Origin of the sequence: Achromobacter sp., from assembly GCF_032113835.1 — a bacterium.
Taxonomy (GTDB): domain Bacteria; phylum Pseudomonadota; class Gammaproteobacteria; order Burkholderiales; family Burkholderiaceae_B; genus Achromobacter.
Window position 1 is genome coordinate 57,900 of sequence record NZ_DAMCTG010000006.1, and the last position, 24,094, is coordinate 81,993.

Consider the following 24,094-nt stretch of genomic DNA (forward strand, 5'->3'; position numbering starts at 1 on the left):
CGCCCCCTACTCCCACGGCTGGCGCCACGCCATCAATGAGGCTTCGACGTGGGCGATTTCTGCCTGCGACATGCCGGCCTCTTCGTAGAACCGCTGGCGTTCCCGCACCACATTCAGGACGCGGTCAATGATGGTTCGGGCAGCGGCTTCCGACCGGAGTCCAAAACGCCGGTACTCGGTCAGGCAATTGGCAAAGGTACTGTCGCGGCCGTCGGCGCCGATGTGCAGGTAATGCCGCGCTGACCCTTCCTGGGTCACGACATCAAACAGCGGCGAAAGCCGGTAGGTGTGCGCCCCCTCCTCCTTCAGGAAGCCGACGTTCTTCAGGTGATCGTCCGTGTTGTGAACGGCAACGTTCAAGACCATCCGCGCATACAGTTCCAGCAGATCCCGCACTGGATTCGACGAGATGCGGCGCGCCACGTCGGCCAGCCGGGCATAGGAATACGTGGCCTTGCCGCGCGGCCCGTCCAGCTCGCGCTTGCCGATGTCCACGGAAGGACTGATTAGGGACGCGCCGCTCAGGAAATGCCGACGGGCGATGACCGGGTCCACGCCGCGTTGAGCTGGCAACAGCTCGCGGTCGAACCGGTGCGTCAGCAACACGGCGCCCAGATGCGTCTGCGCCAGTCGAACCTCCGGCACGTTCAGGCCGATGGCGCGGGCCATCTGCAGATTGGCGTATTCCACGCGTTGGCGATCGTAGGACTCGCCCTTGCGGGGAAACTTCGCGATCCACATCTCCCCTTCCGCGTCCCGCACGATCGTCTTGGGGCGTGCGCCGCCGATATCCCACGAGCTACCTAGGATGTCGCGATATAGCCCCTTCGGCTTGATGCCCTGATCGATATCCGTCAGTAGGTCCGCCAGCGACTCGAGCTGGCTGACTTCGGGCAGCCGGTAGGTTTTGCGCATGTTGGCCGTCAACAGGCGGGCGCTGAAAAACAACGCCCCCACGCCCATGCCCCGGCCCTTGAGCAGAACCTCGTTTTCGGTCACGCGGGCGCCCGCATTGTCCACACGCATCACGTTGCGGCCCCACGCATCCGGTGCGGCGTCAAAGATGGCGCCCAACGTCTGGTAGCGGCTTTCGGTGCGGAATGTGGTCGTCGAGTCGGTAAGCGGCAGATTGAGCGGATCCAGCGAAAACGCCCGCGGATCGTTCACGTACGACTGCACATACGTGAATTCGGCAAAAAAATGGTTCTCGTCGGCGTCGTCCAGGGTCAGGATCCCGGCCAGAACGGCTTCGCCCCGGATATCCACGTAGACGAAAAGCTCACTTTCGACGGTTTTGTGCTTCTTGGCTGGCACGATGTCGTCCGCCGCTACAGGCTGGAAGGATCGGCGCGATGCGAATTCCGCGCCTTGCCGCTGCCTCGGGCCGGCCGACGCATGGCATCCAGGCGCTTGCCGACGCCATCGAGGTCGGGGTTGCCCAACGCGAACACCTGATCGCCAAAGCCGTATTGCAGCAGGGCTTCGAGCGCGAGAGCCAGGGATACGCCGCCATCGCCGCGCTCGAGCCGATTGATGGTCGCCCGCGAAACCCCCATGCGGCTGGCCAGCGTGGCTTCGGTTTCGTTGCGGCGCAGACGCGCGGTGCGGATGTGCGCGCCCAGGCGAGCCAAGGCTTCGGCCGCCTCGAAACTAGGTTCGATCTTCTTTTTCATGACGCAATAATAGCGCTGCAATTCCGCTAATGCATCATTAATGAGTCAAGTTACTTATTTGTATGGATACATTAATGGCGCATAAATATGATTTATGCGCCATTAATGAGGCAAACCTGCGCTGTAATGAGGTGCGAGTTACCGGATTACGGCCTGATCCAGGCGCAGTGCCGCGCGCCCGGTGTCGAGTGTCACGCGGGCGCCGAGCGGCAAAGTCAGATTCGGTTCCCCGTGTCCGCTGGGCCACCCGGCCAAGACAGGGATGCCGCGTGAGCCAAACTGCTCCATCACCAGCGGGTACAGCAGGCTTTGCGCCTGCGCGTCGTCCAGATTGGTCCCGACGATGCGGATGAAATTGCCCACGACCACGCCCTTGACGCCGTCGAACTTGCCTGCGGCCGCCAACTGGCTCAATAGCCGGTCCACGCGAGGCAGCGCCTCGTTGACGTCTTCGAAGAACAGGATGGCGTCGCGGGTGTCGATCTCGTGCCGGGATCCGATCAAAGCCGCGATGAGCGCCAGATTGCCCCCGACCAGCCGCCCGCTGGCCGTGCCCGCAACCAGTTCCACCGCCCGGGTGTCCAGCGGCGGTTGAATCCAGGACCCCTCCCCGATCTGACCGCTCAGCATGGCCAGAAGATGGGATTCCGTGGGCTCGCGCTTGCCCGCGACCAGGTCCTGCGCCAGCATCGGCCCGTGAAACGTCACAAATCCGGCGTGGCGCTGCATGGCCAGATGCAAGGCCGTGATGTCGCTGTAGCCAATAAAGGGCTTGGGATGCTGGCGCAGCAGTTCAAAATCCAGCTTGTCGAGCAACCGCCAGGATCCAAAGCCGCCCTGCAGGCACCACACCGCGCCGATGTCCGGCGATGCAAACGCGGCGTGCAGGTCGTCCAGACGCTGCGCGTCGGTCCCGGCCAAATAGTCGTAGGGGGCGTCGAGCCGGGTGCGCGATGCGGGCATGACCACCGGAAAGAAGCCCCGGTCTTCCAGCCATTCCGCGGCAAGGTCACTGGCGTTTGGCGCTGCCGACGCGGGCGCCACGATGGCGACCTTCGCGCCGGGCCGCAGTGCAGGCACGGGCGCGGCCGCGGGTTTCGCGTGTGACGGCGGCAGCGCCGTGTCGCGTCGTGCCGAGGTGTTCGTCCCGGTCTTCGCAGGAGCTTGCCGCCCCGGTGCGCACCCGGCAAGGCCCAAGCCGGCCAGGCACAACGCGCCGGCATTCAGCAACATCCGCCGGCGACCGGCGTCCGCATGCCCGGAAACACCGCGCGACCCGGCTTCCGGATTCGGCCCGGACACAGGATCGGCAATCTGGGAGCTGGTCGGTCCGCGCATCAGAATCGCTCGTACTCCAGCCGGTAGCGCCATTGTCCGGCGGCAAGGCCGGCCATCGGCAAACGCCCGATCCGCAGACGTCGCAATGCCAGCAAGCGCAGACCTGCCGCTTCGCACACGGCTTCAATGAACCCCGGCATGGGTGATTTCAGCGCAAAGCGCAGGTGGTCTTCGTTCTGCCAGCTCACCTTCATCGGTGAGGCGGCGCGGCCTTCAAACGCCATGCCGCGCTGCATGCGGGCCAGGTCGGCCTCGCTTAGCTTGCCTTCGACATGCGCGATATATTCCTGCTCCACGTGGCGGCCCTCCTCTACCAGTTTGCGAGCCACCGCGTACTCCTGGGTATAGACCACCAGGCCGCTCGCAGCGCGCTCCAGCGGAGTCACCAGCTTGAGGCCGTTGAACATGCGCTTCAGATAGCGTTGTCCGGACCGGTCGCCCGGCATCAGGTTCTCGGGCAGGATGAGATCAAGCGCCGAGCCGGGCTGGTCGTCGGCGTACATGCCGGCCGGCTTGTGAACCAGCACCGTGACCGGACGGCCTTCCTCGAGCCGCGCGCCGGGCATCAGGCTGACCACCTGCGAAGGCGCCACCCGCAAACCCGGCTCTTCCTGCAACTTGCCGTCGACAGTCACCCAACCGCCTTCGATGTAGCGCTCGGCATCGCCCCGGGAACACGGCAGCTCGGCCGCCAGCCGCTTGGCCAGGCGGTCGGTATTGGCTGTGGACTGGGGGCGTGCCGGGCGGTTGGCCTTCTCGGCCATATTGCCGTTGCCAGGCTTCGCGGCGCGGGCTTTCAGGCCGGGCTTGGCCGGTTGATTGGCGCGGTCGGCGCCGGGCCCTCTGGCGGGACGGCCCGGGCCTGCGGGGCGTCCGGGCGTAGCACTTCGCTCGGGGCGCCCGGACGGTGCGCTTCGCTCCGCACGTCCAGAAGTTGCCGTTCGCTCCGGACGTCCGGAAGCCGCACTTCGCTTGGGCCGATCGGCGGCGGCATCGCGTTGGTACGGTTTGCTCGACGCGGAGGTCCCGTCGGCGCTTGCCGGACGGGCGCTGCGGTTCGCCGTGGTGCGTTTGGCAGGACGGGAAGTCAGGCTGAGCGTGCCGGGCTTGGTGGGCCGCATCGTGTTGCTCATCGTCCCCCCTCCCGGTGCAGCGGATTGAAGCGTTGAAGGAAAAGATCAGGCGCGCCTGCGGGCGCCGGGATAAAAAGCATTGTCATCGGTGTTGCCGGGTATTGCGAAAAGCGGGCCACATGGCCCGCGCCTTGAGACGGATGTTACGCCCTTTTCTGCTGCGGTCCGTCGGGCGGGTCTACGTTCAGGACGGCTTCGTCCGGATAGACGTCAGCGGGCGGCGGCACCTCATCGATCCAGGCCTTCAGCAGCGTCGACGTCACCGCCAGGATCACCGGACCGATGAACAATCCGACGATGCCGAAGGCGAACATGCCGCCCAACACGCCGGACAGGATCAGCAGCATCGACAGGTTTACGCCCCGCTTGATCAGCAGCGGCCGCAGCAGGTTGTCCAGCGTCCCGACCACGATGGCCCACACCAGCAGCACGGCGGCGGCCAGCTTCATGTCGTTCTGGAAAAGCCAGGCGACCCCACCCAGCATCGGCAGAATCGGTCCAAGCTGCGCCAGGCACAGCATCACCATCAGCGCCGTCAGAATCCCCGCCGCCGGCACACCCGCAATCCACAACCCGATACCGCCCAGCGCCGACTGCACCACGGCAGTCACAACGATGCCTAGCGCCACCGCTCGAATTGCCGACGCGGCCAGCTTGATCGCGGCCACGCCCCGCTGACCCGCCAGCCGGTTGGCAAACCGCCGCGCAAAATCCGCCGCAGTGTCGCCCTTGCTGTACAGGATGCCGGCAATGATGACAGTAATCAGCATATGCATCACGAACACGCCGACGATGGCGGCGTGACCGAGCAGCCAGTGTGCGGCGGTGGTCAGGTACGGTTCGATGCGCGCCAGCAGCCCTCCGGCGCCGGCGTCCGACAGCGTCTGCCACTCCTGGGCGATGCGCGGGCCGGCCAGCGGAATGCTGGCGATCCACGCCGGCGGCGCCAGCAATGCGTAGTCGGGCAGGCTCTTGACCGCCGCCATGATGGCGCCGCCGTGGAGGGCCAGCGTCGAGATCGCCTGATACAACGGCAGCACGATCACGAACAGCAGAATGAAGAGCATTGCCACGGTGGCCAACCAACGCCGACCGCCGCAATGCCGCTGAATCGAGAGCAGCACCGGCCAGGTGGCGACCACGATGGTCGTGGCCCAGATGAGCCCGGGCAGAAACGGACGGAGGACGTACAGGCTGCCGATCATCAAGGCCAACAGCATGACGATCACAAGCAGAACCCGGGCTATGTCGACGGACTGGCGTGGAATCACCCGCTGCTCCTGGCGGAGCTGCCGCCCCGCGTTGCGGATGGATGCGGGCCGGCGGCGCCGCCCTGCCAGCCATCGCGCTCAGTGGAATGTATCCGAAATCAGGACGAACCTGAATGGGAACATTATTTGCTCGGGGTCCGCTGCGACCGGCCGGGATCGCCGGTCCGGGGCGCAGGCAAAAACTGTGGAGGTGTGCCATGAAAAACATGGCTTTCGCCGGCGTTTTGCTGGCAATCGTGTTGAGCGGCTGCAGTTACATGGATTCCCACCGCTCCGACGGGTCGCACGCCACGCGCGCGACCCATTCAGACCCCGCCAATTACCATCGATCCGATTTTGGCGAGCCCGACAATGAACCGTTCCAGGGCGTCTATCCGGGCCACTAGCCCGCTAAGGGGCGGAACGTCGCGAGAACCGGGCGCAGGGGTTACGAGACGCCCAACATCGTGCGAATCCGGTTGCGGATCGCACCGGAATACGCCCAGGACCAGACCGCGAGGGCCAGCATCGCCACGGTGAAGTAGGCGCGTGCGCCCTCCGGCACGGGATTCATTTGCGACAAAGTCAGGAAGGGTTCGAAACCGATGAAGTCAGTGGCCGCCAGCGTGCTGAAAATCAGGGCCAGTACCGGACCGGTGAACCGGGGCCGCTCTCCCCGCGACTGGGGGTTCGATATAAAACGCCAATGTAACCAACGCGCGAGCTGGATGCCCACGGCGACAAGGGGAATAAGGAGCGCGAGCTGTAGCACCAGCAGCGCCAGAATGACTTGAGTAGGAAGCATGCGCGGATTTTAATCGGATCCGCTGCGTTGCCTTGGCCTATGCCCCCATCTGAAAGGCACGCCAGTTGGTCCCTGCACTGGTCAGCCATTCCTGCACGTACTGCAGGCTCAAGGCGATTGACAGGGCTTCGCCCTGGAACAGCACGTTGGGTTGCGCGCGAAGCCAGTTGAAATCGTCGATGCGGCGGATGTCTTGTGCCAGCACCTTCAGCCCTTGACGGGACGCCTGTCCCAGCAGGCTGAAGAACCGCTCTTGCAACGGGCGCCGGGTACAGATGCCTTCCGGAATGCCCACCCGCAGGCCCGTGGCGCGCAGCGTGCCAAATGGAACTTGTGCAGAGGGGAGCAGCCGCACGCGCAACGCGGGCCGCAGTTCCTGGTAACTATGAAAAAGCGTTGCGCCCGGCGCGAGGCGGTCGCTGAGGGGAACGTTGTAAGTGACTTTGGCGCAGGGATAGATAAGCTGGCTGGGATGCGCTTCTTGCTGCGTTTCGCGCAATTGGTCGCCGGCCACGGCGCCAATACGCAGGTCCTGGCAGAGCTGCAGGGGAAGCAGATTGTCGGAGTTGACATTGAGCGGATGGTCCATCGACAGCGTTGCCATGCAGCCCGCCGCCCGGAAGATCCGCCCGGCGCGGCGTAGGGCGTCTGCCGAGGCGGCATTGGCAAGCAACGTGGGGATAAGACGGCTGTGACCGCCGACCAGCGCCATTTCGCGGACGATTCCTTTGGCGTCCAGCACGGGTTGGATTCGTAATGGCTCGCTGACGAGCGAGGCGGATTCGGCCTGGTTGATAGCGTTCATAAGCGGCAACTTTATGGATCGCCGTTTCACAAACCAATCGTAAAAGTACGATTTGCGCGGCCATTCGCCCCCGGCATTGACGCATTTTCAAAATATTCTTATATCCGCCGGGTTGGGCCATACCTACGATGTGCGCATGCCTGTCAAGGAATCCAACACCCTCGCGCCAGACGTCCAGCCAGTCCCACGAGCCCCCACGCTGCTCTTGCACCTATTCGCCGCCGCATTGCTCGCCTGCATCGCGGCGGCCGCTGCATTTTTGCTCTACTGGTCCTTCACCAGTTCGGTTTCCACCTACCGGCGGCAAATGAACGCCGCCGCGTACAACGCGCAGCTCTTCTTCGACCAGCGCGAATCGCTGCTTCGCTCGCTGGCGTCCAGCCTGGTCCGCAATACCGATTCCGCGCCCGCCTCCGAAACGCCGCGACATTTCGGCAACACCGGGCAGATCAACGTCTTTCTCCTGCACGAAGAACCCAACGCCTACGACTGGGCGCTGATTCTCACCCCCCGAGACCTGAACGACGTTGCGTTCGCGCAGACGCAACTGCTCTTCAGTTCCGTCCGGAATGGCCGAACCACGTACGTCGCGCCGCGCCCCGGCCAACCCGCCGGCCCGGACGACGCCGCGCAATCCTGGATCGCGCGCGAGCTCGCCGTCGCCAATCCACGCGCGGCGCACGGCCGGCAAAGCGCCATCACCTGGCTCACCCCCCCTCTGCACAACGCCAATCCGCTGTACCTGTATACGCCCGTCGACGCGTCGACGCCCCGCGTGGGATGGATCGGCCTGGAACTCGGCGACATCAACGCGGCCATCGACTTGTCCTCCCTGCACGGCGGCAGCTACATCCTGCATGACCAGCATGGCACGCCCGTTCTGCACAGTCCGGACGACGCCCAAATCCTTGCGGGGCTAAGCCGCTACGCCGGACGCGAGGACTCGTTTGGCTGGTGGGGCCCAGGTCTGCTTCCGCGCTACGTCGTGCTCAGCAAGTCCGTCGGCGAAGGCGGCTGGCGTTTGGTCTACTACACGCCGATCAGCCGGATCCTGGGCGACGCCGCCTTCGCCATCCAGGCCACATTGGGCGGTGCGCTGCTCCTTTGTGCAGCGGTCATTTTCGGCATACGGCACATCCGCAGGAAACTCGTCGCCCCCGCCTTGCGCCAGTACGAAGCCCTGGCCGAGAGCGTATCGCTCAATCGAAGACTGGTCGAAGTCGCGCCCGTGGGCTTGTGTCTGTTGCGCCGCGCAGACGGCATGCCGCTGCTCTCCAACGAGCTGGCCAGGGGATGGCTGCTGGACGATCCGGCGCTGCTGGCCCGGCTGCTTGCCGAGGACGGCCATGGCGCCCAGCGCGAATACACGCTGGACGACGGCCGGTGCCTCTACCTGACGTTCGCGCCGATCATCTATCGCGCGGAGGAAGTCATCCTCTGTGGCATCAACGACATTACCGCGTTCAAGCGGGTCGAGCACTCCATCACGCAGGCCAAGCTGCACGCAGACGCCGCGAACCACGCAAAGACGGTGTTCCTGACCACGATGAGCCACGAGATCCGGACCCCGCTGTTCGGCATTCTCGGAACGCTTGAATTGTTGGGCCTGACTGCAATGGACAGCCAGCAGCAGCAATATCTGCAGACGATGCAGCAGTCTTCGGCGACCTTGCTCAGCTCCATCAACGACACGCTGGACCTGTCGCGCATCGAGGCCGGCTACCTGAAGCTCGAAACCTCGGAGTTTTCGCCGGTACAGATGCTGGACAGCGTGATCGGCACCTACGCGGCGCGCGCAGAGGCCAAGGGACTGCACCTCTATGCCCTGGCCGACGTGGCCACGCCGGCGCAGGTTCTGGGCGACGCAACCCGCGTCCGCCAGATCCTCAACAACCTCGTCAACAACGCCATCAAGTACACCGGTTCGGGCCAGGTGGTATTGCGGTTGCAGACACTCAGCCAGGACGCGCATTTCGCCACCTTGAAATTCCAGGTGGCCGATACCGGCATGGGTATCTCGGCGGCACACCACGCGCGGCTTTTCGAACCCTATTACCGTGCTGAATCCGGAGCCAATCAGAATGTCCACGGCACGGGCCTCGGGCTTGCCATATGCCGGCGGCTGTCCGAGATGATGAGCGGAACGCTGAGCGCCGTCAGCGAACCCGGATTGGGCACCAGCATGTCGCTCGTCCTGACCTTGCCCCGCGTCAGCAGCGCGCATACAGACCTGGGCGTCCGGCTGGATCCCAGGCCGGTCTTCGTGCGAGGCGCCAACAACGAGGTGGTCGCCAATCTGTGCCAATGGTTGCGTCACTGCGGCGCCCTGGCAATGCCCTACAAGTCCGCTCTGCATGGCCGGCGCGAGGGCGGCATTCTGGTGGAAACCTGGTCGCGCGATTTGACGCCGGCCGTCTGGAGCGGCGCCCGGGTCTTTGCACAACCGCCGGGGGGGACGCCGCGGCCGACGCGCAACACCTGGACGGCCGACAGCCATAGCCTTGCCAGCATTGCCGCGGCGGTCCGCCTCGCGCAGGACAGCGTCGCCACCATCTCCCCTCCCGCGCCGGAGGCGTCGCGCGATGCACTCGACATGCACCTGCTTGTCGTAGACGACAACCCGGTCAGCCGGCAGATCCTGCGAGAACAGCTTGAACACCTGGGTTGCACGGTTGTCGTGGCGGCGGACGGCAACGACGCGTTGGCGCTACCCGATCTTCCTGAATTCGACGCCATCCTGACCGACCTGCGCATGCCCGAGTTGGACGGCTACGCCCTTACCCGCGCACTGCGCAGTCAGGGTTACACTCGCCCGATCGTGGGCATCACCGCCAGCGCCTTTACGGAAGACGTATTGCGCAGCGCGGAAGCCGGCATGACAACGGTGTTGCTCAAGCCGTTGCCGATTGCGGCGTTATGCCAGGCGCTGATGCCTTTCAAGGAAGCCGCATGACGAGAATGCTGTCGGAGTACAGGGTTCTGATCGTCGACGATCATCCGTTTCAATGCGTACACCTGGCCGACCAGCTCGTGGCCATCGGCTTTGCGCAGGTGGACGTGGCGTCGTCCGCCGAAACGGCGCTTGCGAAGACCGCACGGCAGGCATACGACCTGGTGCTGATCGACTTGAACATGGCTGGCATGGATGGCGTGCAATTCATAGACCGCCTTGCCCGGCAGCCACGCCCTCCCAAGCTGGCAATCGTGTCGGCCTGCCTCAAGCGCATCATCGACAGCGTCGCCATGATGGCCAAGGAAAAGGGGCTCGCCGTGCTGGGCGCGTTCTCCAAGCCGTTCACCTCGCATCACGCCGCCCAGCTCGCCAGCCTGCTCAGTCGCAATCCACAGAAACCGCCGCTCGTCCGTCTCCAGACAGGCCCCGCGTTGGACCGTGCCTCGATCGAAAGCGCGCTGGACCGGGGCCACCTGCAAGCATGGTTCCAACCCAAGCAATCGCTGGTCACCGGGCGGATCGTCGGCGCCGAGGCGCTGGCGCGGTGGCTCCATCCGGCTCTCGGTTGTCTGCCGCCGGGCACGTTTCTCGCCGCGGTGCGGGAACACGGGCTGAATAAGGCTCTGCTGCAACGAATCCTGAAAGACGCTCTGAACGCGCACTTGCACTGGCGCCAGATGGGCTTTCGGGTGCCCGTGTCCGTCAACCTGCCCACGCAGTTTTTGGATGACCCGGATCTGCCCGACGAACTCGAGGAAATCGCGGTGACCAAAGGCGTGCCAGCCTCTGAAATCACTTTCGAGCTGCTCGAGGACGAGACGCCGACCGTACAAGGCCAATACTATATGGGCGCCAGCCGGTTGCGATTGAAGGGTTTCGGGTTGGCGCAGGACGACTTTGGCCGAGGTTACAGCTCCATGTACAGCCTGATTTCGACGCCATTCACCGAACTGAAGATCGATCGCGCCTTTGTCAGCGGCGCGGTCAACGACGAAAGCCAGGCGGCTGCGCTCGTGTCGTCCGTGCAGTTGGGCCGGCAATTGGGCTTGCAGGTAACCGCCGAGGGCGTCGAAACCGCCCACGATCTCGCCTTCCTTCGCCGCATCGGTTGCGACTGCGCCCAGGGGTATTTCATTTCGCCCGCCGTGGCTCCCGACCGATTCAGCCAGCTGCTCGCCAGCGAGCGGCTGGCCACGAACCCTTTGCAACGGTAAGAGCCGGCCATGCGAAAGCCCGATACCCCGTTTGCCCGGATCACCCGCACGTCTCGCTGGCTGAATTTCGCCCTCTTCGGCATCCTGCCCTTTGCCCTCGTCCTGGTTGGCGCCCTTTATTGGGGACTGAATCGCATCGTCGATCAGGAGCGTGACCGCCTGAAGCTCGACTTCTCCATCCTTGTCGGATACATCCAGGCGCAGGAGCAGTTCCTGGGCAAGCTCCGCGCCCACAGCTCCTCCCTGCCCGCCGAAAGCCTCTCCACCACGATCACCCTGCATGCGGCCGAAGTGCCTGAGCGCTTCGGCATGCAGCTTTTCGAAGGCCAGCACACCTATGCCGAGATGGCGTTCACGCTGGCGTGCGAGCAGGCGTCCGACTGCCCTACCGCAGGACGCCGGCTGGCAAATTTGGGCGGCTTCGTCGCCGACTTCTATTCCAGCTTCTGGGCAGCGTCCTACTATCCCGCCTCGACGATTTTCCTGGTCAACGAGGAGGACAGCATCAGCATGAGCGTGCCTGCCGTGGGCGCTGTATCGGGCTATGAGCGTCTTAGCCCTGCCGCCTTCCTGACGGTCACGGACGCGGTCAGAACGGAACTGCGCCGTCTGCAGACAGTGCGCCAGCGCCTTATCGAGCAGGACCTTCCTGGCAGTCGCGAGGCGGCTCGGTCCGGGCGCGTGCATTGGTTCAGGTCGGAAGCGCTTTCCGGCAGCATGCTGGGCCTGCTTTACGCCGACATGCCGCAGTCGGTCTGGTCCACGGATCAGAACAGAAGATCTGCCGTCTACGCGACGACGCAATTCAATCACCAGCGAATCAACATCTTTGAAAAAACCATGCGCAAGCCGCTGCATGGCGGGTTCTGGCTGACCCACCGCAGCGAAGGGCTGCTGCTGGGCGAGCCGCCGGGGCCCTCCGCGTCCAAGGATGGCCTGGAATACACGGCCGAAGGGATCGTGCTGCGCATCACGGACCCGTCGGGCGTGTGGACGGGCACCTATCGCGTCAGTTACGGCGCCTTCTTCCAGGACAACCTCTGGCTGCCTGCCATTGCAGGGCTGCTGCTTCTGCTGAGCCTGGGGACCGGCATCGCGTCTTCGCGTTGGTACAGCCGCCACGTCATTGCACCGGCGTCAAACGCGCAACGCGACATTGTCGAAAAGGAAGAGTTCAGCCGGACATTGATCGAGACCGCGCCCGTGGCGCTTTGCGTGCTGGCGCGTCCCGGGGGCGAAGTCGTTTTCGGCAATAGCCTGGCGCTCCAATGGCTGGGCGCCGAGGCGGGCCGCGAACTGGACAACTCGCCGCAGACCAACCTGTTCCTGCGGCAGGTGCTCGGGGCGGCCGGCCCGGGCACGATCGCAAGCTTTCAAGCCACGGATGGACGCCCGTTGTATGTGGCCTATGCGCCCACCCGCTACAACCACCAGGACGTAGTGCTGTGCGCCTTCTCGGACATCAGCGCCCGCGCCGTCATCGAGCAGGCCCTGACCGACGCCAAACGCGAGGCGGACAAGGCCAGCGAAGCCAAGTCGACCTTCCTGGCCACAATGAGCCACGAGATCCGGACGCCGCTCTACGGCGTGCTGGGCACGCTGCAGCTCATGAGCCTCACCACGCTGGACGCGGAGCAGCGTCAGCACCTCGAGCGCATGCAAAGCTCGTCGGCGATCCTTCTGCAACTAATCAGCGACGTCCTGGACATCACCAAAATCGAAGCCGGACAGCTCGCGCTGGAGTTTTCGGAGTTCAATCCGCGCGAACTGGTCGAAGAATGCACGAACGCTTATGCGGCGATGGCCGAGCAGAAGGGGCTGCTGCTCTTTTGCTGCGTGGATGTCGCCGTACCGGAATGGATGACGGGCGACGCCGTGCGCATCCGCCAGATCCTGAGCAACCTGCTCAGCAACGCAATCAAGTTCAGCGATTCCGGACACGTGATCGTTCGGTTGACGCTAGGGCAAGTGCTGCCCGACAAGACGCATCTGAGGCTGCAGGTGGTCGACACGGGCATCGGCATCCCCAAGGAAGGACAGGCGCAGCTTTTTGTGCCCTTCTATCAGATCGACAGCGGATCGCATACGGTGCGTGGCGCCGGTATCGGCCTATCCATCTGCGCGCGCCTGGCCGGACTGATGGGCACTAGCATCAGTGTCACCAGCGAGCTCGGGCTGGGCAGCAGCTTCGCGTTGGACCTGCCGCTGGAAGTGGCGGCCGGCCAGCCTATCAGCCCGCCAGACCTGAGCGGCCTGAGCGTCTTTGTCCGAAGTTCGCATCACGAACTGTCGGACCACATCTGTCAGTGGCTCAAGCGCTGGGGCGCCAAGGCAATTCCGGCGTCCACTCCCCTGTCCGCGGGTACGCCGGACGATATTCTGGTGGATGTCCTCCACCACGGTAGCGGCAGCCTGCACGACTGGCCGGGCCGCCATGTGCTGGCCAGCGCAAGCGCCAAGCCGCCCACCGCCCGCACCGTCCGGGTCATCGCCAGTGTCGAGCACATTGCCGCCGGCATCCTGGCCGCGGTTCGCGGAGAACATACCGTGTCTCCCGACGCCGACGCCGACGCCGACACCGGCGCTTTTGCCCCGCTGGGCCTGTCGATTCTCGTCGCCGAAGACAATCCGATCAATCAGGCGACGTTGCAGCATCAGCTCGAACAACTCGGCTGCGAGGTCACCCTGGCGTCCGACGGAGCGGAAGCGCTGATGCTGTGGGGACTGACGCGTTACGACGTGGTGTTGACGGACGTGAACATGCCACGCATGAACGGCTATGAACTCGTGAAGGCGTTGCGGGCCCAGGGCGCCACCATTCCCGTCATCGGCGTCACCGCCAACGCCATGCGCGAAGAAGAAGAACGCTGTCTGGCCGCGGGCATGACGTCCTGGCTGGTCAAGCCGATCAGCCTGTCCACGTTGCGCCGCCATCTGCAGGGAAGCGGCACGCCATCGGCCGACACTGCAGAAGCCGTCGCCCAGCCGCGGCCATCGCGCCAACCCGAACCCGCACCGGCCGTGCCGGAAAAATACCGCGCTTTGTTCGTCAGCACGATGGAAGCCGACGTTGCGCAAATGGTGCGGGCGCTCGAAATGAACGACCAGCGGCTTCTTGGCCGCACATTGCACCGGATGCGTGGCGCGTTGAGCGTCATGCAGATGACGGCAATTACAGAGCGTCTGGAGGCATTGGAAGATCGGTTGCGCAGCGCCGGGCTGGACGCGGCAGCCCAGGCCGAGGGCCAGGCGGTGGTGCAACTGCTGCGCGACACGCTGGCCCAGGTCTAGCTTTCAAATCCTGGCGTCGTATTAGGCATCAACTCAGGCATCAAACGGTCCGATTGTTGAGTCGAAGGCGACTGGCTTTCGAAGCTTGTCTATGTATTGGTCGGGTATCCGGCGGTAGATTCAGCGGCTTTCTCAGTAGCCCTGGCCGCCTGCTTCGCGCGTTCTCTGCCTGCAGCCCAACCGTTTCTCCTCGCCTTTTCAGTGGAGTTTGAACATAAAATGGTCACCGACGGAAGTACCGAAAATCCTGGCGCTCTCAGCCTGGCGGGGCCAGCCATGGACCGACTTCCCCGCGTCGTGTCGCAGTCCGGACACCCGGGAACACCAGGCTCATTCGACCATCAACGCGATGGCGCAACCATGATGAAGCTTTCGGCCGATCAGGATGTGCGGATCATCGTCGCGGACGACCATCCCATCATTTCCCTCGCGCTTGCGGATTCCCTGAACGATGTACCCGGGTTCACGGTCGTGGCCACAGCGCGCTCGGGCCTCGAACTCGTTACCGCCGTACAGGATCATCCCTGCCATCTCATCGTCACCGACTTTTCAATGGCCGCCCGGTCCGCGGACGAGGACGGGTTGCGGCTGATTGAGCGGTTGCAGCGCCTGTTCCCCGAAATTCCCATCGTGGTTTTCACGATGCTGTCCAACAGCGGCATCCTGAACCAGCTTCGTCAGGTGGGCGTGGCGGGCATCGTCAGCAAGGAAGAGCCGATCGATGAGCTGGTCTCCATCTGCGTGCGGGCGCTGAGCGAAAGCGGGCCGATCCTGTCGAACAGCATCAGCCAGCGGCTCAGCCAGAACGATGTGACCATGGGCCGCGCCGGCAAGGGAAAGGGCTTGTCGCCGAAAGAGCTTGAGGTGGTGCGGATGTTTGCGCAGGGCCTTTCGGTCACCGAGATCGCGCGGCGCTTGCATCGGTCGGTGGCGACGATCGGCACGCAAAAGCAGTCGGCCATGCGCAAGCTGAACATCGAGACCAACGCCGAACTGCTTCGGTACGCGGACGAGCAAGGTTTTTCCTGACGTCACGAATCCTGTTGGAGCGACGGCGGCGCGGGCCTGGGTGTTTCCTGGATTGCCAGCAGGCGGTTCGCCAGCTCGCCGAACTGGGCGTCGCGCGACTTCAGTTGCGCCAACAGATCGTTAACCTGCGCCGATGCCGCTGCCAGGCGTTGCGCCAAGTCAGATTCGCGCGCTTGACTGGCCTGGAGCGCATTGGCGGCGGCGACGGATTCGGTTTGTTGCTGGCGCTGTTCCGCCAGGGCCTGCGCCTGCAAAGCGGACGCCTGCTGTTCCGACGCGCGAAGTTGTTCTTGCGAGGCGCTGAGCGCGTCGCGCAATTGATCGGTCAGTTGCTGGGCGGCGGTCATAGACGCGTCCAGGCGGGTTTGCAGGCGTTTTACGGTCCCGCGCTCTGCGTCCAGCTCGTTGAGCCATCGCCGCTCGTGGGCGGCGTGGCGTGCTTCCAGGGCGCCGATTGCTTGCGCATGGCGATCGCGGTCCTGTTCGGCGTCGGCCAGCAGCGCCTTGTTGGCGCCCCGAGCGTCCTCCAGGCTGTCCTGCGTGGTGGCCAGCGCCTTATCGCGCTGGCGTAATTGCGCTTCTGCCGCTTGCAGACGGGCCTCCGTGGTTGCCAGTTGGGCCGTGGCGACCTTCAAGGCTTCCTGCAGGTCGCGCTCGCGCTCGAGCAACTGCGCCTCGCGCTGTTCCAGTTGTTCAGCCTGCGCTGCAAACCGTTCCCCTTCCCTCGCCAGTTCTTCCCACCGTTCCTGATAGGCCTGGGCCTGTTCCGCCCTGGCCGCGGCCAGTGCCGCTTCCCAGAAATGCGTGGCGGCTTGGGCGATGGGATCCGGGACGGCGGGCGGTGCGGCGAAGGCGCGGGGATCCTGAATGCGCGCGCCGAGAGCGCGGAACCAGGTTTCCAGGTGCGGGCTGACCGTATTGGGAGAGCCACGACCGATCTTCTGCCTGACCCGCTCGATGGTCGGCCGGGCGCCTTCCAGCAAAAGCGTATCTGCGGCGGTCCAGACGTCTGATTCGGTGATTCCAGTGGCCATGGCGGAGTTTTGGGCGATTAAGGTGTCGAATTAGTCACGATAATGGAACTTTATCGCGAGTTATGTTCGATATACGTCATATATCTTACACCGTACGTATGTTTTCATACAACAACGTTAAAGGTGCACGTATCGATCGTGGGCGCGCAAATTTGCGTAGAACCGACGCATTCAGTACGCCACCGCCTGAAAAGTCTCGGCGGAACACGGAAAGGCGCTGAGAAAGGCGCGAGGGAGGACGCTGGCAAATGACTGCCGCCCCCGCCTTCACGCGCCACACAAAATGCCGGACGCCGTGCTTGCCCCTCATCGCCCCCCCTCCTCAGCCCTCCTCAGCGCCCCAGATTCGTCCTCGCCAATTCAATCACCTCGTCGCCTCTGCCGTTAATGATGGCCTTCAGCATGTACAGGCCGAATCCCTTGGCCTGTTCGAGCTTGATCTTGGGCGGGACAATCAGCTCTTGCGATGAGGTCAGCACATCGACCAGCACCGGGCCGGTATGGGCAAGCGCTTCCTGCAGCGCGGCATCCAGAAATTCCGACGATTCGACGCGGATGCCCCGTACGCCGACCGCTTCGGCCATGGCCGCGAAATTGGGGTTTTGCAGGTCGGTGCCCGTATCCAGAAACCCGGCGGCTTTCATTTCCATGGAGACAAAGCCGAGCGATCCGTTGTTGAAGACGACGATCTTCACCGGCAACTGCAACTGGGACAGGGACAGAAAGTCGCCCATCATCATGGTGAACCCGCCGTCGCCGGACATGGATATCACCTGCCGGCCCGGCGCTGCCGCCTGCGCGCCGATCGCCTGGAGCATCGCGTTGGCCATCGAGCCGTGGTTGAAGGAGCCCAGCAAGCGGCGCTTGCCGTTCATCGTGAGGTATCGCGCGGCCCACACGGTGGGCGAGCCGACGTCCGCCGCGAAGATGGCGTCGTCATCGGCCAGTTCATTGATTCGGCGGGCCAGATATTGGGGATGCAGGGGCCGGCCTGCGGGCGCCGGGGCGGCCAAGCTGTCGAGTTCTTTGCGGGAATCCCGGTAATGGCGAAGCGCCGCGTCGAGGAAGGCGCTGTCCTGGCGCTCTTCAAGCTCGCCGAGCAGCGCGGCGATGGTCTCGCCGACGTCGGCGGCAATGCCCAGCGTCAGCGGCGCGCGCCGACCGAGGGCGGCTGGGTCGCGATCGACCTGCACGATCTTTGCGTGTTTGGGATAGAACGGGCGATACGGAAAATCGGTGCCCAGCATCAGCAGCAGATCGGCATTTTCCATCGCGTGATAGCCGGATGAAAAGCCGATGAAGCCGGTCATGCCGACATCGAAGGGGTTATCCCACTCGACGTGCTCTTTGCCGCGCAATGCATGGATGACCGGCGCCTTGAGCCGCTGGGCCAGCGCGACCACCGCATCGTGACTGCCAGCGCAGCCGCTGCCGGCCAAAATCGACACCTTCCCTGCCCCCTTCAGCAACTGGGCCAATTCCCGCACAGCCGCGGCGTCCGGGCGGATGTGCGGGCGCGCGGGCGGCAACGGCCACGACGGCGGCACGTCAGCGGGTGCGGCAGCGAGCGCCACGTCGCCGGGTATCACCAGGACCGCCACGCCTTGCCTGCCGACAGCCGTGTTGATGGCGCGGGCCAGTATTCCCGGAAGTTGCGCAGGATTGGAAACGAGCTCGACGAATTCCGAGCATTCCTTGAACAGGTCCTGGGGATGGGTTTCCTGGAAATATCCCAGCCCGATTTCAGAGGATGGAATGTGGGCGGCGATGGCCAGCACGGGGACGCGGCTGCGTTGGCAGTCGAACAGCCCATTGATCAGATGCAGGTTGCCGGGGCCGCAACTGCCGGCGCATACCGCCAGCGTGCCGGTAATGGCTGCCTCGGCGCCGGCGGCGAAAGCAGCGGTCTCTTCGTGGCGGGTGTGCATCCACTCGATCTGGTCCATCCTGCGAAGGCTGTCGTTCAGGCCATTGAGGCTGTCGCCGGTCACTCCCCAGATGCGGCGGACGCCAACTTCTGCAAGCACTTTGACAAGATAATCTGCGACGGTTGCGGCCATGGAATGCTCCTTGAAGGAACGCCGCCGGGACACTTACCGCTATGGTCTGCGCCTCAGCGCCGGTAGTTGACTTGCGTGCGGAAATCGTAGCACCGCGTCTAGCGCCAAGCCCAACGGCCACAAGCCGGGGGCGCCGCACCCACCGGCTAACATGACGGGATTGTTTGACTGTTTTATTACCTGACGAAGAGCCAACTGCCGTGGTCGTGCAAGCATGAATGATTTACCTGGCACCCCGCCGGCGCTGACAGGCGCCTTGGCGCGGCTGGATCCGGATACGCTCGACAGCCACGCGGACGCCGCCGTGCGCGACCTGCTGCGAGAAGGCAGCTCGGCCAACACGGCTGCGAGTTACCGCGCTGCGATCCGGTACTGGACGGCCTGGTTTGGGTTGCGGTATGGCCGGGCCTTCGCCTTGCCCGTGTCCGAGGCCGCAGTCATTCAGTTTGTCGTGGACCACGCGCAGCGGTCTTCCGGGACCGGCCTGGAGTGGGAGTTGCCGCTGGAGCTGGACCGGGAGCTGGTGCGATTGAAAGCAAAGGGCCGCCTGGGCGCGCCCAGCCTGAACACGCTGCTGCAGCGTCTGTCGGTGCTGTCGAAGGCGCATGAACTGCTGGGGCACGCGAATCCCTGCCGCACGGCCACTGTGCGAGAACTGGTGTCCAAGACCCGCCGGGCCTATGCCCGCCGCGGCGCGGCGCCGGCCCGCAAGCAGGCGCTGACGCGCGAACCGCTCGAGGCGATGCTGGACACCTGCGACGACACGCTGCGCGGCAAGCGAGACCGCGCGCTGCTGCTGTTCGCCTGGGCCAGCGGAGGCCGCCGACGGTCGGAGGTGGTGCGCGCCACGCTGGAAAACACCCGGCGCACGGGCGATGGCTATCTTTATACGATGACGCATTCCAAGACCAACCAGACGGGCGCCGTCCGGGCGCAGGACCAGAAGCCGATCCTGGGCAAGGCCGCAGTGGCGCTGGCCGACTGGCTGGCAGCCAGCGGCATCCAGCAAGGGCCGATCTTCCGCCGGGTCCGGCGCGGCGATGTCGTAGGTGAGCCGCTGGCGGCTGCGGCCGTGCGCGACATCGTGCTGGAACGCAGCCGGCTGGCGGGGCTGGACGGCGCGTACTCGGCGCACAGTCTGCGTTCGGGTTTTGTCACGGAAGCCGGCCGGCGCAACGTGCCGCTGGGCGACACCATGGCGATGACCGGCCACGCCAGCGTGGCGACGGTGATGGGGTATTTCCGGGCCGGCGCGGCCGCGCAGTCGCCCGCCGCGCGCTTGCTGGACGACCCGCAGGCGCCAGACCTACAGGATCCGCACGACCTGCCGTAATGGTGGGAGCGACTTTACAATCACCGCGCTGCGGCCCCCATTCCGACCGATGTCATTCGGATCCGAGTCAGCGCCCAGGCCCCCGCTCGTCCCCTGCCCGTTCCGATCCCATGCAAATCAATCTCCGCGGGCTTGTGCTTGCGCTCACCGTCTTCAGCGCCATCACCGCCACCGCCAATGCCTTGTATGCAAGCTATCGCGTGCAGCGTGAGCAACTGATCGAGAACACGCTCGAATCGAACCGCGTCTACGCGACGAAGCTGGCGGAAGGCGCGGCCGGCTTTCTGCGGTCGGCGCAGCAGCAGTTGGGATACAGCGCCCGGCACATGCCCGACATGATGGAATCGCCCGAACGCCTTGCCGCCGAAGTGATGCGCGTGCAACAGCAGACGGACAGCTTCAACTCGGTGGGCGTGGTGAGCGTGGACGGCACCATCCTGGCCACCACGGCGTCCTTTCGCAACTTTCTGGGCGTACAGGTCGACAGCCCGGGCAGCCGCGCCGCCCTGAGCAAGCGCCAGCCCATGATCAGCAAGCCTTACGTGTCCATCGCGGGCAACCTGCTGATCAATGTCACGCACCCGATCTTTTCGAACGACGGCGCCTACATGGGGTACGTCGGGGGCACGATCTACCTGCGCAATGAAAGCGCGTTGAATGAACTGCTGGGCAAGCACCACTACCATGACGGCTCGTATCTGTACGTGGTCGATGGCGACGGACAGCTTCTCTATCACACCGATCCCGCGCGCGTCGGCGAAACGGTGCTGACGAACCCGGTGGTCACATCGGTGATCAAAGGCCATACCGGCGCGATGCGCGTCGTCAATACCAAGGGCGTGGACATGCTGGCCGGGTACGCGCCGGTGCCCATCAGCGGCTGGGGCGTGGTGGCGCAGCGCCCCGCCCAGATCACGCTGGAACCGATCCACGACCTGATCTGGGCATTGCTGGGCTATGCCGCGCCGCTGGCGGTGGCGTTCCTGCTGGCCATCTGGTGGTGCGCCCGCATGATTTCCCTGCCGCTTTCGCAATTGGCCACGAACGTGGAGCATCAGGACGTGTCCGTGGCGATGCAGCGCGTGCAGTCAGTGAAGGCGTGGTACTTCGAGGCCGAGCGCCTCAAGCGCGCCGTGATGGCCAGCTTCACGAGCCTGCAGGACAAGATCGGCAAGCTGAACCTGGCCAGCATCACGGACCCGCTGACCGGACTGCGCAACCGTCGCGGCACGCAGGACGCGGTGGACCAGATGCAGGCTGGCAGCACGCCGTTTTCGGTGGTGGCGCTGGATATCGACCACTTCAAGCGCATCAACGATACGTACGGCCACAACGTCGGTGACGAGGTGATTCGCGACATGGCGCAGATCATGCGCGAGTGTTCGCGGCCATCGGACGTGCTGTGCCGCAACGGCGGCGAGGAATTCCTGATCCTGTTGCCGGGCGTGGCAGCGCGGGAGGCGGTGCATGTTGCCGAACGGCTGCGGGCGAACATTGCAGAACGGCCATTGCACGGCGCCAACCGCGTGACGGTGTCGGCAGGCGTGGCGCAATGGCCGTCGGCAAGCCCCGACGTGGATGAGACGTTCCGGGCGGCTGACGCGGCGTTGTACGTGGCCAAGCAGCAAGGGCGCAACCGCGTGGTGATGCACGAGGCGTGACGCCCCCCCCGGAGTGAGGATCCGCCATTCCGGCATCGAGACACAACGCGATGGTCCGGCGCAAGTTTTCGCAGAAAAGCGCAATCAAACGCGTTGTAGCGAAATAATCTTGCCGGCATAAATTGAAATAGCTCGGAATCTGCCAAAACCGCGTTAACGGCAAGGGCATTTACAGTATCCTGCGCAGCTTCGACTTTGCCTGGACCTGCACGCCGAGATGTTGCGCCCTGCCGTCGCGCCAAAATCCCTGGAACTTCATTTCATCGCGCTGGCTGTAGGCGTGTTGTTGCTGGTGTCGGTGCTAGCCGGCATCCTGCTCTACCAGAATTGGCAGTCGTACGGTGCGGCGTCGGAAGCGCGGCAGGCATTCGGCTCGGTCCGGGCGACGATCAGCGTCATGGAGCGCGCCTCCGCCGAGCGCGGTCCCATGAACGCGGCGTTGGGATCCGCCCTGCCCGTGCCGGCGGATGTCATGACATCCCTGACTGCGGCTCGGGCACGCACGGATAGCGTGATCGAAGCCCTGCTGGCGCTGCATGCCGGCGCCGCGGACGGCCGGGCCAAGCGCGGCGAGATCTTACGCATACGCCAGGCGCTAGCTCAGGCGCGCCAGGACGTTGACCAACTGATCGCCACCCCGCGCCATCAGCGATCCGGGCAGATGCTGTGGGACACAGTCAGCGCCATGGTGCGCATCATCCCGCAATGGCAGACAAGTCTGGCCGCCAACGCAGGGCTCGTCATGCGCAGCGAAGCCAATGCGCCCAGTCTGTTGACGCTTGCGCTGCTGGCCAGCGAGCTGCGCGAGCAGGCCGGCCTGCTGGGATCCACCTTCACCCCCGCGCTGAGCCGACATCGGAAGCTGACCGCTGAAGAACAGTTCCGCATCGAACGCGTGCTGGGCAGAATCGACGAGTTGCATGCGCTGATCCGGGCGCGGATGGCGACGCACCCGGATGTGCGGGCGTCGGAGGTCTATGCGCAGATGGAACGGCGTTACTTTGGAGAAGGCCTGGCCTACCTGGATCGGGTACGCGAGCAGGCTTCGCAGCAGTGGGATGAGGCACCAATCTCCACCGGCGTGCTGGCCGCGGCGTATGTGCCGATGATGGGCGCCATCACCGAGTTTCGCGACGTGCTGCTGGACGAGATGGAACGCCACATCGACGCGCATCGCGTGGCCGCGGCCCGGCTGCTCGTCGTCACGCTGGCGGCGACCGCCCTGCTTGTGGCCGCGCTGGCAGTGGCGCTGGTGCAGTTCCGCAAGCGTGTGATCCAGCCTTTTGCGCTGGCCACGCGCATCATCGGGTCAATCGCCAACGGGTCGACGCCGGCCAGGATTCCGCCGGGCAAATACCATGGCGAAGTCCAAGAGGTGTTCAATGCGCTGCGCGTGTTGAAAGAGAACTCCGCGGCGCGCAAGCGCGTGGAGGCGGAGCGCGACCGCCTGATTGCAGACCTGGCGCATACCGCCGAGACGGACTACCTGACGGGATTGCTGAATCGCCGCGCTTTCGAGAAGCGGTTTGAGGCGGCACGCCTCCATTGGGACGAAGGCAAGCCGATGCTGGCCTTTATCCTGTTCGACATCGATCACTTCAAGACCATCAACGACACGCACGGGCATGCCAGCGGCGACCTGGCGCTCAAGGCCGTGGCCGATCTGTGCCGCGCAACCTGGCGTCAGTCAGACGTAGTCGCGCGCGTGGGCGGAGAGGAATTTGCCGTGCTGTGCCGCACGCGCGGCGCGCAGCAGGCGATGGAGATGGCTGAAAGAATGCGCGCGGCTATTGGCGCGAGCACCGTCACGTCGGAAACCGGTGTCACGTTTGGCCTGACGGCCAGTTTCGGCGTGGCGTGCATTTCGTGGAGCCATGCGGAATCCGCCAGCGGCCTGTTCAGGGCCGCTGACGAACTCTTGTATCTGGCGAAATTGAACGGGCGCAATCAGGTCCAGCAGCGCACCCTGGGATGATCCCGGTCTGGCTGGCGGCCCAGAAGTGTTCCGGCTGAAGGGCGGATCGGCTTCTGGGCCTGTCGGACTACCCGCGTACCGATTTACGACTTGACGCGTGAGACGTCGGCCTGCTTGGAGGTCTCGGCGCTGCGGGTGGGCGCATCGTGACGGTCGGACTGCTTGTTGGATTCGGGCGCTTTCCAATTCAGCGGGGGGATCTCGAAGCTTCCCTTCTTGGCAGTCAATTGATGAGTCATAAGCATGCTCCTGGACAGGCACATGGCTTCCCCCGCCGAGCACCATGCACAGATTCTGGCGAGCCATGAATGCCGCAGTTGCGGGGGAGCATTCAGAAAGCAGGCGGCGCCGGGAAGAGTCATCGGCAAGGTTTTATTGTTATTTTTGCCGATAGATAAAAGAATTTAGCACGGATTTGACAGAAATAGCAAGCAGGAGTACCGCAGGCGTCATCGCGGCGCCATGAACCCGATTCGCGCGTGCGCCGAAAACGATTGCCGCGAAAGCTGCCAATTGGCAAACACCGCCCCTATAATCGCT

Annotated in this window: 19 protein-coding genes; 9 read left to right on the forward strand and 10 right to left on the reverse strand. The window is 64.4% G+C overall.

The genetic code is table 11. From position 1 onward, the window contains the following. Window positions 1-6 precede the first annotated feature (6 nt). The 5 genes from RT697_RS04400 to ydiK all read right to left on the reverse strand — a co-directional run bounded on the left by RT697_RS04400 (window position 7) and on the right by ydiK (window position 5,364). The gene (locus RT697_RS04400; RefSeq protein WP_313697159.1) at window positions 7-1,314 is read right to left on the reverse strand and encodes a HipA domain-containing protein; all 1,308 of its coding nucleotides are present in this window, start codon (window positions 1,312-1,314) and stop codon (window positions 7-9) included. Between the two features lie 14 nt (window positions 1,315-1,328). After that, window positions 1,329-1,673: a helix-turn-helix transcriptional regulator gene (locus RT697_RS04405; RefSeq protein ID WP_313697160.1), complete on the reverse strand. Its 345-nt coding sequence runs from the start codon at window positions 1,671-1,673 to the stop codon at window positions 1,329-1,331. A 138-nt stretch (window positions 1,674-1,811) separates the two neighbouring features. After that, a complete protein-coding gene (locus RT697_RS04410; protein ID WP_313697161.1) occupies window positions 1,812-2,753 on the reverse strand; it encodes an LD-carboxypeptidase in 942 nt (313 codons plus the stop codon). Window positions 2,754-3,010: 257 nt separating this feature from the next. Next, complete coding sequence (locus RT697_RS04415) at window positions 3,011-3,775, reverse strand: RNA pseudouridine synthase (protein ID WP_313697196.1); 765 nt, start codon at window positions 3,773-3,775, stop codon at window positions 3,011-3,013. 512 nt (window positions 3,776-4,287) lie between these two features. Beyond that, window positions 4,288-5,364: an AI-2E family transporter YdiK gene (gene ydiK / locus RT697_RS04420; RefSeq protein WP_409517399.1), complete on the reverse strand. Its 1,077-nt coding sequence runs from the start codon at window positions 5,362-5,364 to the stop codon at window positions 4,288-4,290. 248 nt (window positions 5,365-5,612) lie between these two features. Between ydiK and RT697_RS04425 the strand changes: the two genes are divergently transcribed. After that, entirely contained in the window at window positions 5,613-5,801 is a 189-nt protein-coding gene (locus RT697_RS04425) for a hypothetical protein (RefSeq protein WP_313697163.1), read from the forward strand. Window positions 5,802-5,842: 41 nt separating this feature from the next. On the opposite strand, the gene RT697_RS04430 is transcribed toward RT697_RS04425, so the two are convergent. Together RT697_RS04430 and RT697_RS04435 are read right to left on the reverse strand one after the other, a co-directional pair. Further along, the gene (locus tag RT697_RS04430) at window positions 5,843-6,199 is read right to left on the reverse strand and encodes a hypothetical protein (protein ID WP_313697164.1); all 357 of its coding nucleotides are present in this window, start codon (window positions 6,197-6,199) and stop codon (window positions 5,843-5,845) included. A gap of 37 nt (window positions 6,200-6,236) precedes the next feature. After that, window positions 6,237-7,004 (reverse strand): hypothetical protein, encoded by a 768-nt coding sequence (locus RT697_RS04435; RefSeq protein ID WP_313697165.1) that lies wholly within the window; start codon window positions 7,002-7,004, stop codon window positions 6,237-6,239. A gap of 136 nt (window positions 7,005-7,140) precedes the next feature. On the opposite strand from RT697_RS04435, the gene RT697_RS04440 reads away from it, so the two are divergent. The 4 genes from RT697_RS04440 (at window position 7,141) to RT697_RS04455 (ending at window position 15,491) form a co-directional block, all read left to right on the forward strand. Further along, complete coding sequence (locus RT697_RS04440; protein ID WP_313697166.1) at window positions 7,141-9,957, forward strand: ATP-binding protein; 2,817 nt, start codon at window positions 7,141-7,143, stop codon at window positions 9,955-9,957. A gap of 5 nt (window positions 9,958-9,962) precedes the next feature. Next, entirely contained in the window at window positions 9,963-11,171 is a 1,209-nt protein-coding gene (locus tag RT697_RS04445; protein WP_313697197.1) for an EAL domain-containing response regulator, read from the forward strand. A 9-nt stretch (window positions 11,172-11,180) separates the two neighbouring features. Beyond that, a complete protein-coding gene (locus tag RT697_RS04450; protein ID WP_313697167.1) occupies window positions 11,181-14,462 on the forward strand; it encodes a response regulator in 3,282 nt (1,093 codons plus the stop codon). Window positions 14,463-14,738: 276 nt separating this feature from the next. After that, a complete protein-coding gene (locus tag RT697_RS04455) occupies window positions 14,739-15,491 on the forward strand; it encodes a response regulator transcription factor (protein ID WP_313697168.1) in 753 nt (250 codons plus the stop codon). Between the two features lie 2 nt (window positions 15,492-15,493). Here the strand turns inward: RT697_RS04455 and RT697_RS04460 are convergent, their stop codons facing one another. Next, window positions 15,494-16,525, reverse strand: coding sequence for a DNA-binding protein (locus RT697_RS04460; RefSeq protein ID WP_313697169.1), 1,032 nt, complete (start codon window positions 16,523-16,525; stop codon window positions 15,494-15,496). A 332-nt stretch (window positions 16,526-16,857) separates the two neighbouring features. Next, the gene (gene poxB, locus RT697_RS04465) at window positions 16,858-18,585 is read right to left on the reverse strand and encodes a ubiquinone-dependent pyruvate dehydrogenase (protein ID WP_313697170.1); all 1,728 of its coding nucleotides are present in this window, start codon (window positions 18,583-18,585) and stop codon (window positions 16,858-16,860) included. A gap of 214 nt (window positions 18,586-18,799) precedes the next feature. Here poxB and RT697_RS04470 point away from each other — a divergent pair, with 214 nt between their 5' ends. The 3 genes from RT697_RS04470 to RT697_RS04480 all read left to right on the forward strand — a co-directional run bounded on the left by RT697_RS04470 (window position 18,800) and on the right by RT697_RS04480 (window position 23,554). Next, window positions 18,800-19,918: a site-specific integrase gene (locus tag RT697_RS04470; RefSeq protein ID WP_313697171.1), complete on the forward strand. Its 1,119-nt coding sequence runs from the start codon at window positions 18,800-18,802 to the stop codon at window positions 19,916-19,918. A gap of 110 nt (window positions 19,919-20,028) precedes the next feature. Then, on the forward strand, window positions 20,029-21,579 hold the full coding sequence (locus RT697_RS04475; protein ID WP_313697172.1) for a sensor domain-containing diguanylate cyclase: 1,551 nt from the start codon (window positions 20,029-20,031) through the stop codon (window positions 21,577-21,579). Between the two features lie 217 nt (window positions 21,580-21,796). Continuing rightward, window positions 21,797-23,554, forward strand: coding sequence for a GGDEF domain-containing protein (locus tag RT697_RS04480; protein ID WP_313697173.1), 1,758 nt, complete (start codon window positions 21,797-21,799; stop codon window positions 23,552-23,554). Window positions 23,555-23,637: 83 nt separating this feature from the next. Here the strand turns inward: RT697_RS04480 and RT697_RS04485 are convergent, their stop codons facing one another. Next, a complete protein-coding gene (locus RT697_RS04485; RefSeq protein ID WP_313697174.1) occupies window positions 23,638-23,793 on the reverse strand; it encodes a hypothetical protein in 156 nt (51 codons plus the stop codon). A gap of 22 nt (window positions 23,794-23,815) precedes the next feature. On the opposite strand from RT697_RS04485, the gene RT697_RS04490 reads away from it, so the two are divergent. Beyond that, a complete protein-coding gene (locus tag RT697_RS04490) occupies window positions 23,816-23,962 on the forward strand; it encodes a hypothetical protein (RefSeq protein ID WP_313697175.1) in 147 nt (48 codons plus the stop codon). Window positions 23,963-24,094: the final 132 nt, after the last annotated feature.

Excerpts from the sequence above, each read along its gene's own strand:
- RT697_RS04405 (WP_313697160.1), bottom strand. The coding sequence starts at position 1,673 with ATGAAAAAGAAGATCGAACCTAGTTTCGAGGCGGCCGAAGCCTTGGCT.
- RT697_RS04415 (WP_313697196.1), bottom strand. The coding sequence starts at position 3,775 with ATGGCCGAGAAGGCCAACCGCCCGGCACGCCCCCAGTCCACAGCCAAT.
- ydiK (WP_409517399.1), bottom strand. The coding sequence starts at position 5,364 with ATGCTGTTGGCCTTGATGATCGGCAGCCTGTACGTCCTCCGTCCGTTT.
- RT697_RS04425 (WP_313697163.1), top strand. The coding sequence starts at position 5,613 with ATGAAAAACATGGCTTTCGCCGGCGTTTTGCTGGCAATCGTGTTGAGC.
- RT697_RS04430 (WP_313697164.1), bottom strand. The coding sequence starts at position 6,199 with ATGCTTCCTACTCAAGTCATTCTGGCGCTGCTGGTGCTACAGCTCGCG.
- RT697_RS04435 (WP_313697165.1), bottom strand. The coding sequence starts at position 7,004 with ATGAACGCTATCAACCAGGCCGAATCCGCCTCGCTCGTCAGCGAGCCA.
- RT697_RS04440 (WP_313697166.1), top strand. The coding sequence starts at position 7,141 with ATGCCTGTCAAGGAATCCAACACCCTCGCGCCAGACGTCCAGCCAGTC.
- RT697_RS04445 (WP_313697197.1), top strand. The coding sequence starts at position 9,963 with ATGCTGTCGGAGTACAGGGTTCTGATCGTCGACGATCATCCGTTTCAA.
- RT697_RS04450 (WP_313697167.1), top strand. The coding sequence starts at position 11,181 with ATGCGAAAGCCCGATACCCCGTTTGCCCGGATCACCCGCACGTCTCGC.
- RT697_RS04455 (WP_313697168.1), top strand. The coding sequence starts at position 14,739 with ATGGACCGACTTCCCCGCGTCGTGTCGCAGTCCGGACACCCGGGAACA.
- RT697_RS04460 (WP_313697169.1), bottom strand. The coding sequence starts at position 16,525 with ATGGCCACTGGAATCACCGAATCAGACGTCTGGACCGCCGCAGATACG.
- poxB (WP_313697170.1), bottom strand. The coding sequence starts at position 18,585 with ATGGCCGCAACCGTCGCAGATTATCTTGTCAAAGTGCTTGCAGAAGTT.
- RT697_RS04470 (WP_313697171.1), top strand. The coding sequence starts at position 18,800 with ATGAATGATTTACCTGGCACCCCGCCGGCGCTGACAGGCGCCTTGGCG.
- RT697_RS04475 (WP_313697172.1), top strand. The coding sequence starts at position 20,029 with ATGCAAATCAATCTCCGCGGGCTTGTGCTTGCGCTCACCGTCTTCAGC.
- RT697_RS04480 (WP_313697173.1), top strand. The coding sequence starts at position 21,797 with ATGTTGCGCCCTGCCGTCGCGCCAAAATCCCTGGAACTTCATTTCATC.
- RT697_RS04485 (WP_313697174.1), bottom strand. The coding sequence starts at position 23,793 with ATGACTCATCAATTGACTGCCAAGAAGGGAAGCTTCGAGATCCCCCCG.
- RT697_RS04490 (WP_313697175.1), top strand. The coding sequence starts at position 23,816 with ATGGCTTCCCCCGCCGAGCACCATGCACAGATTCTGGCGAGCCATGAA.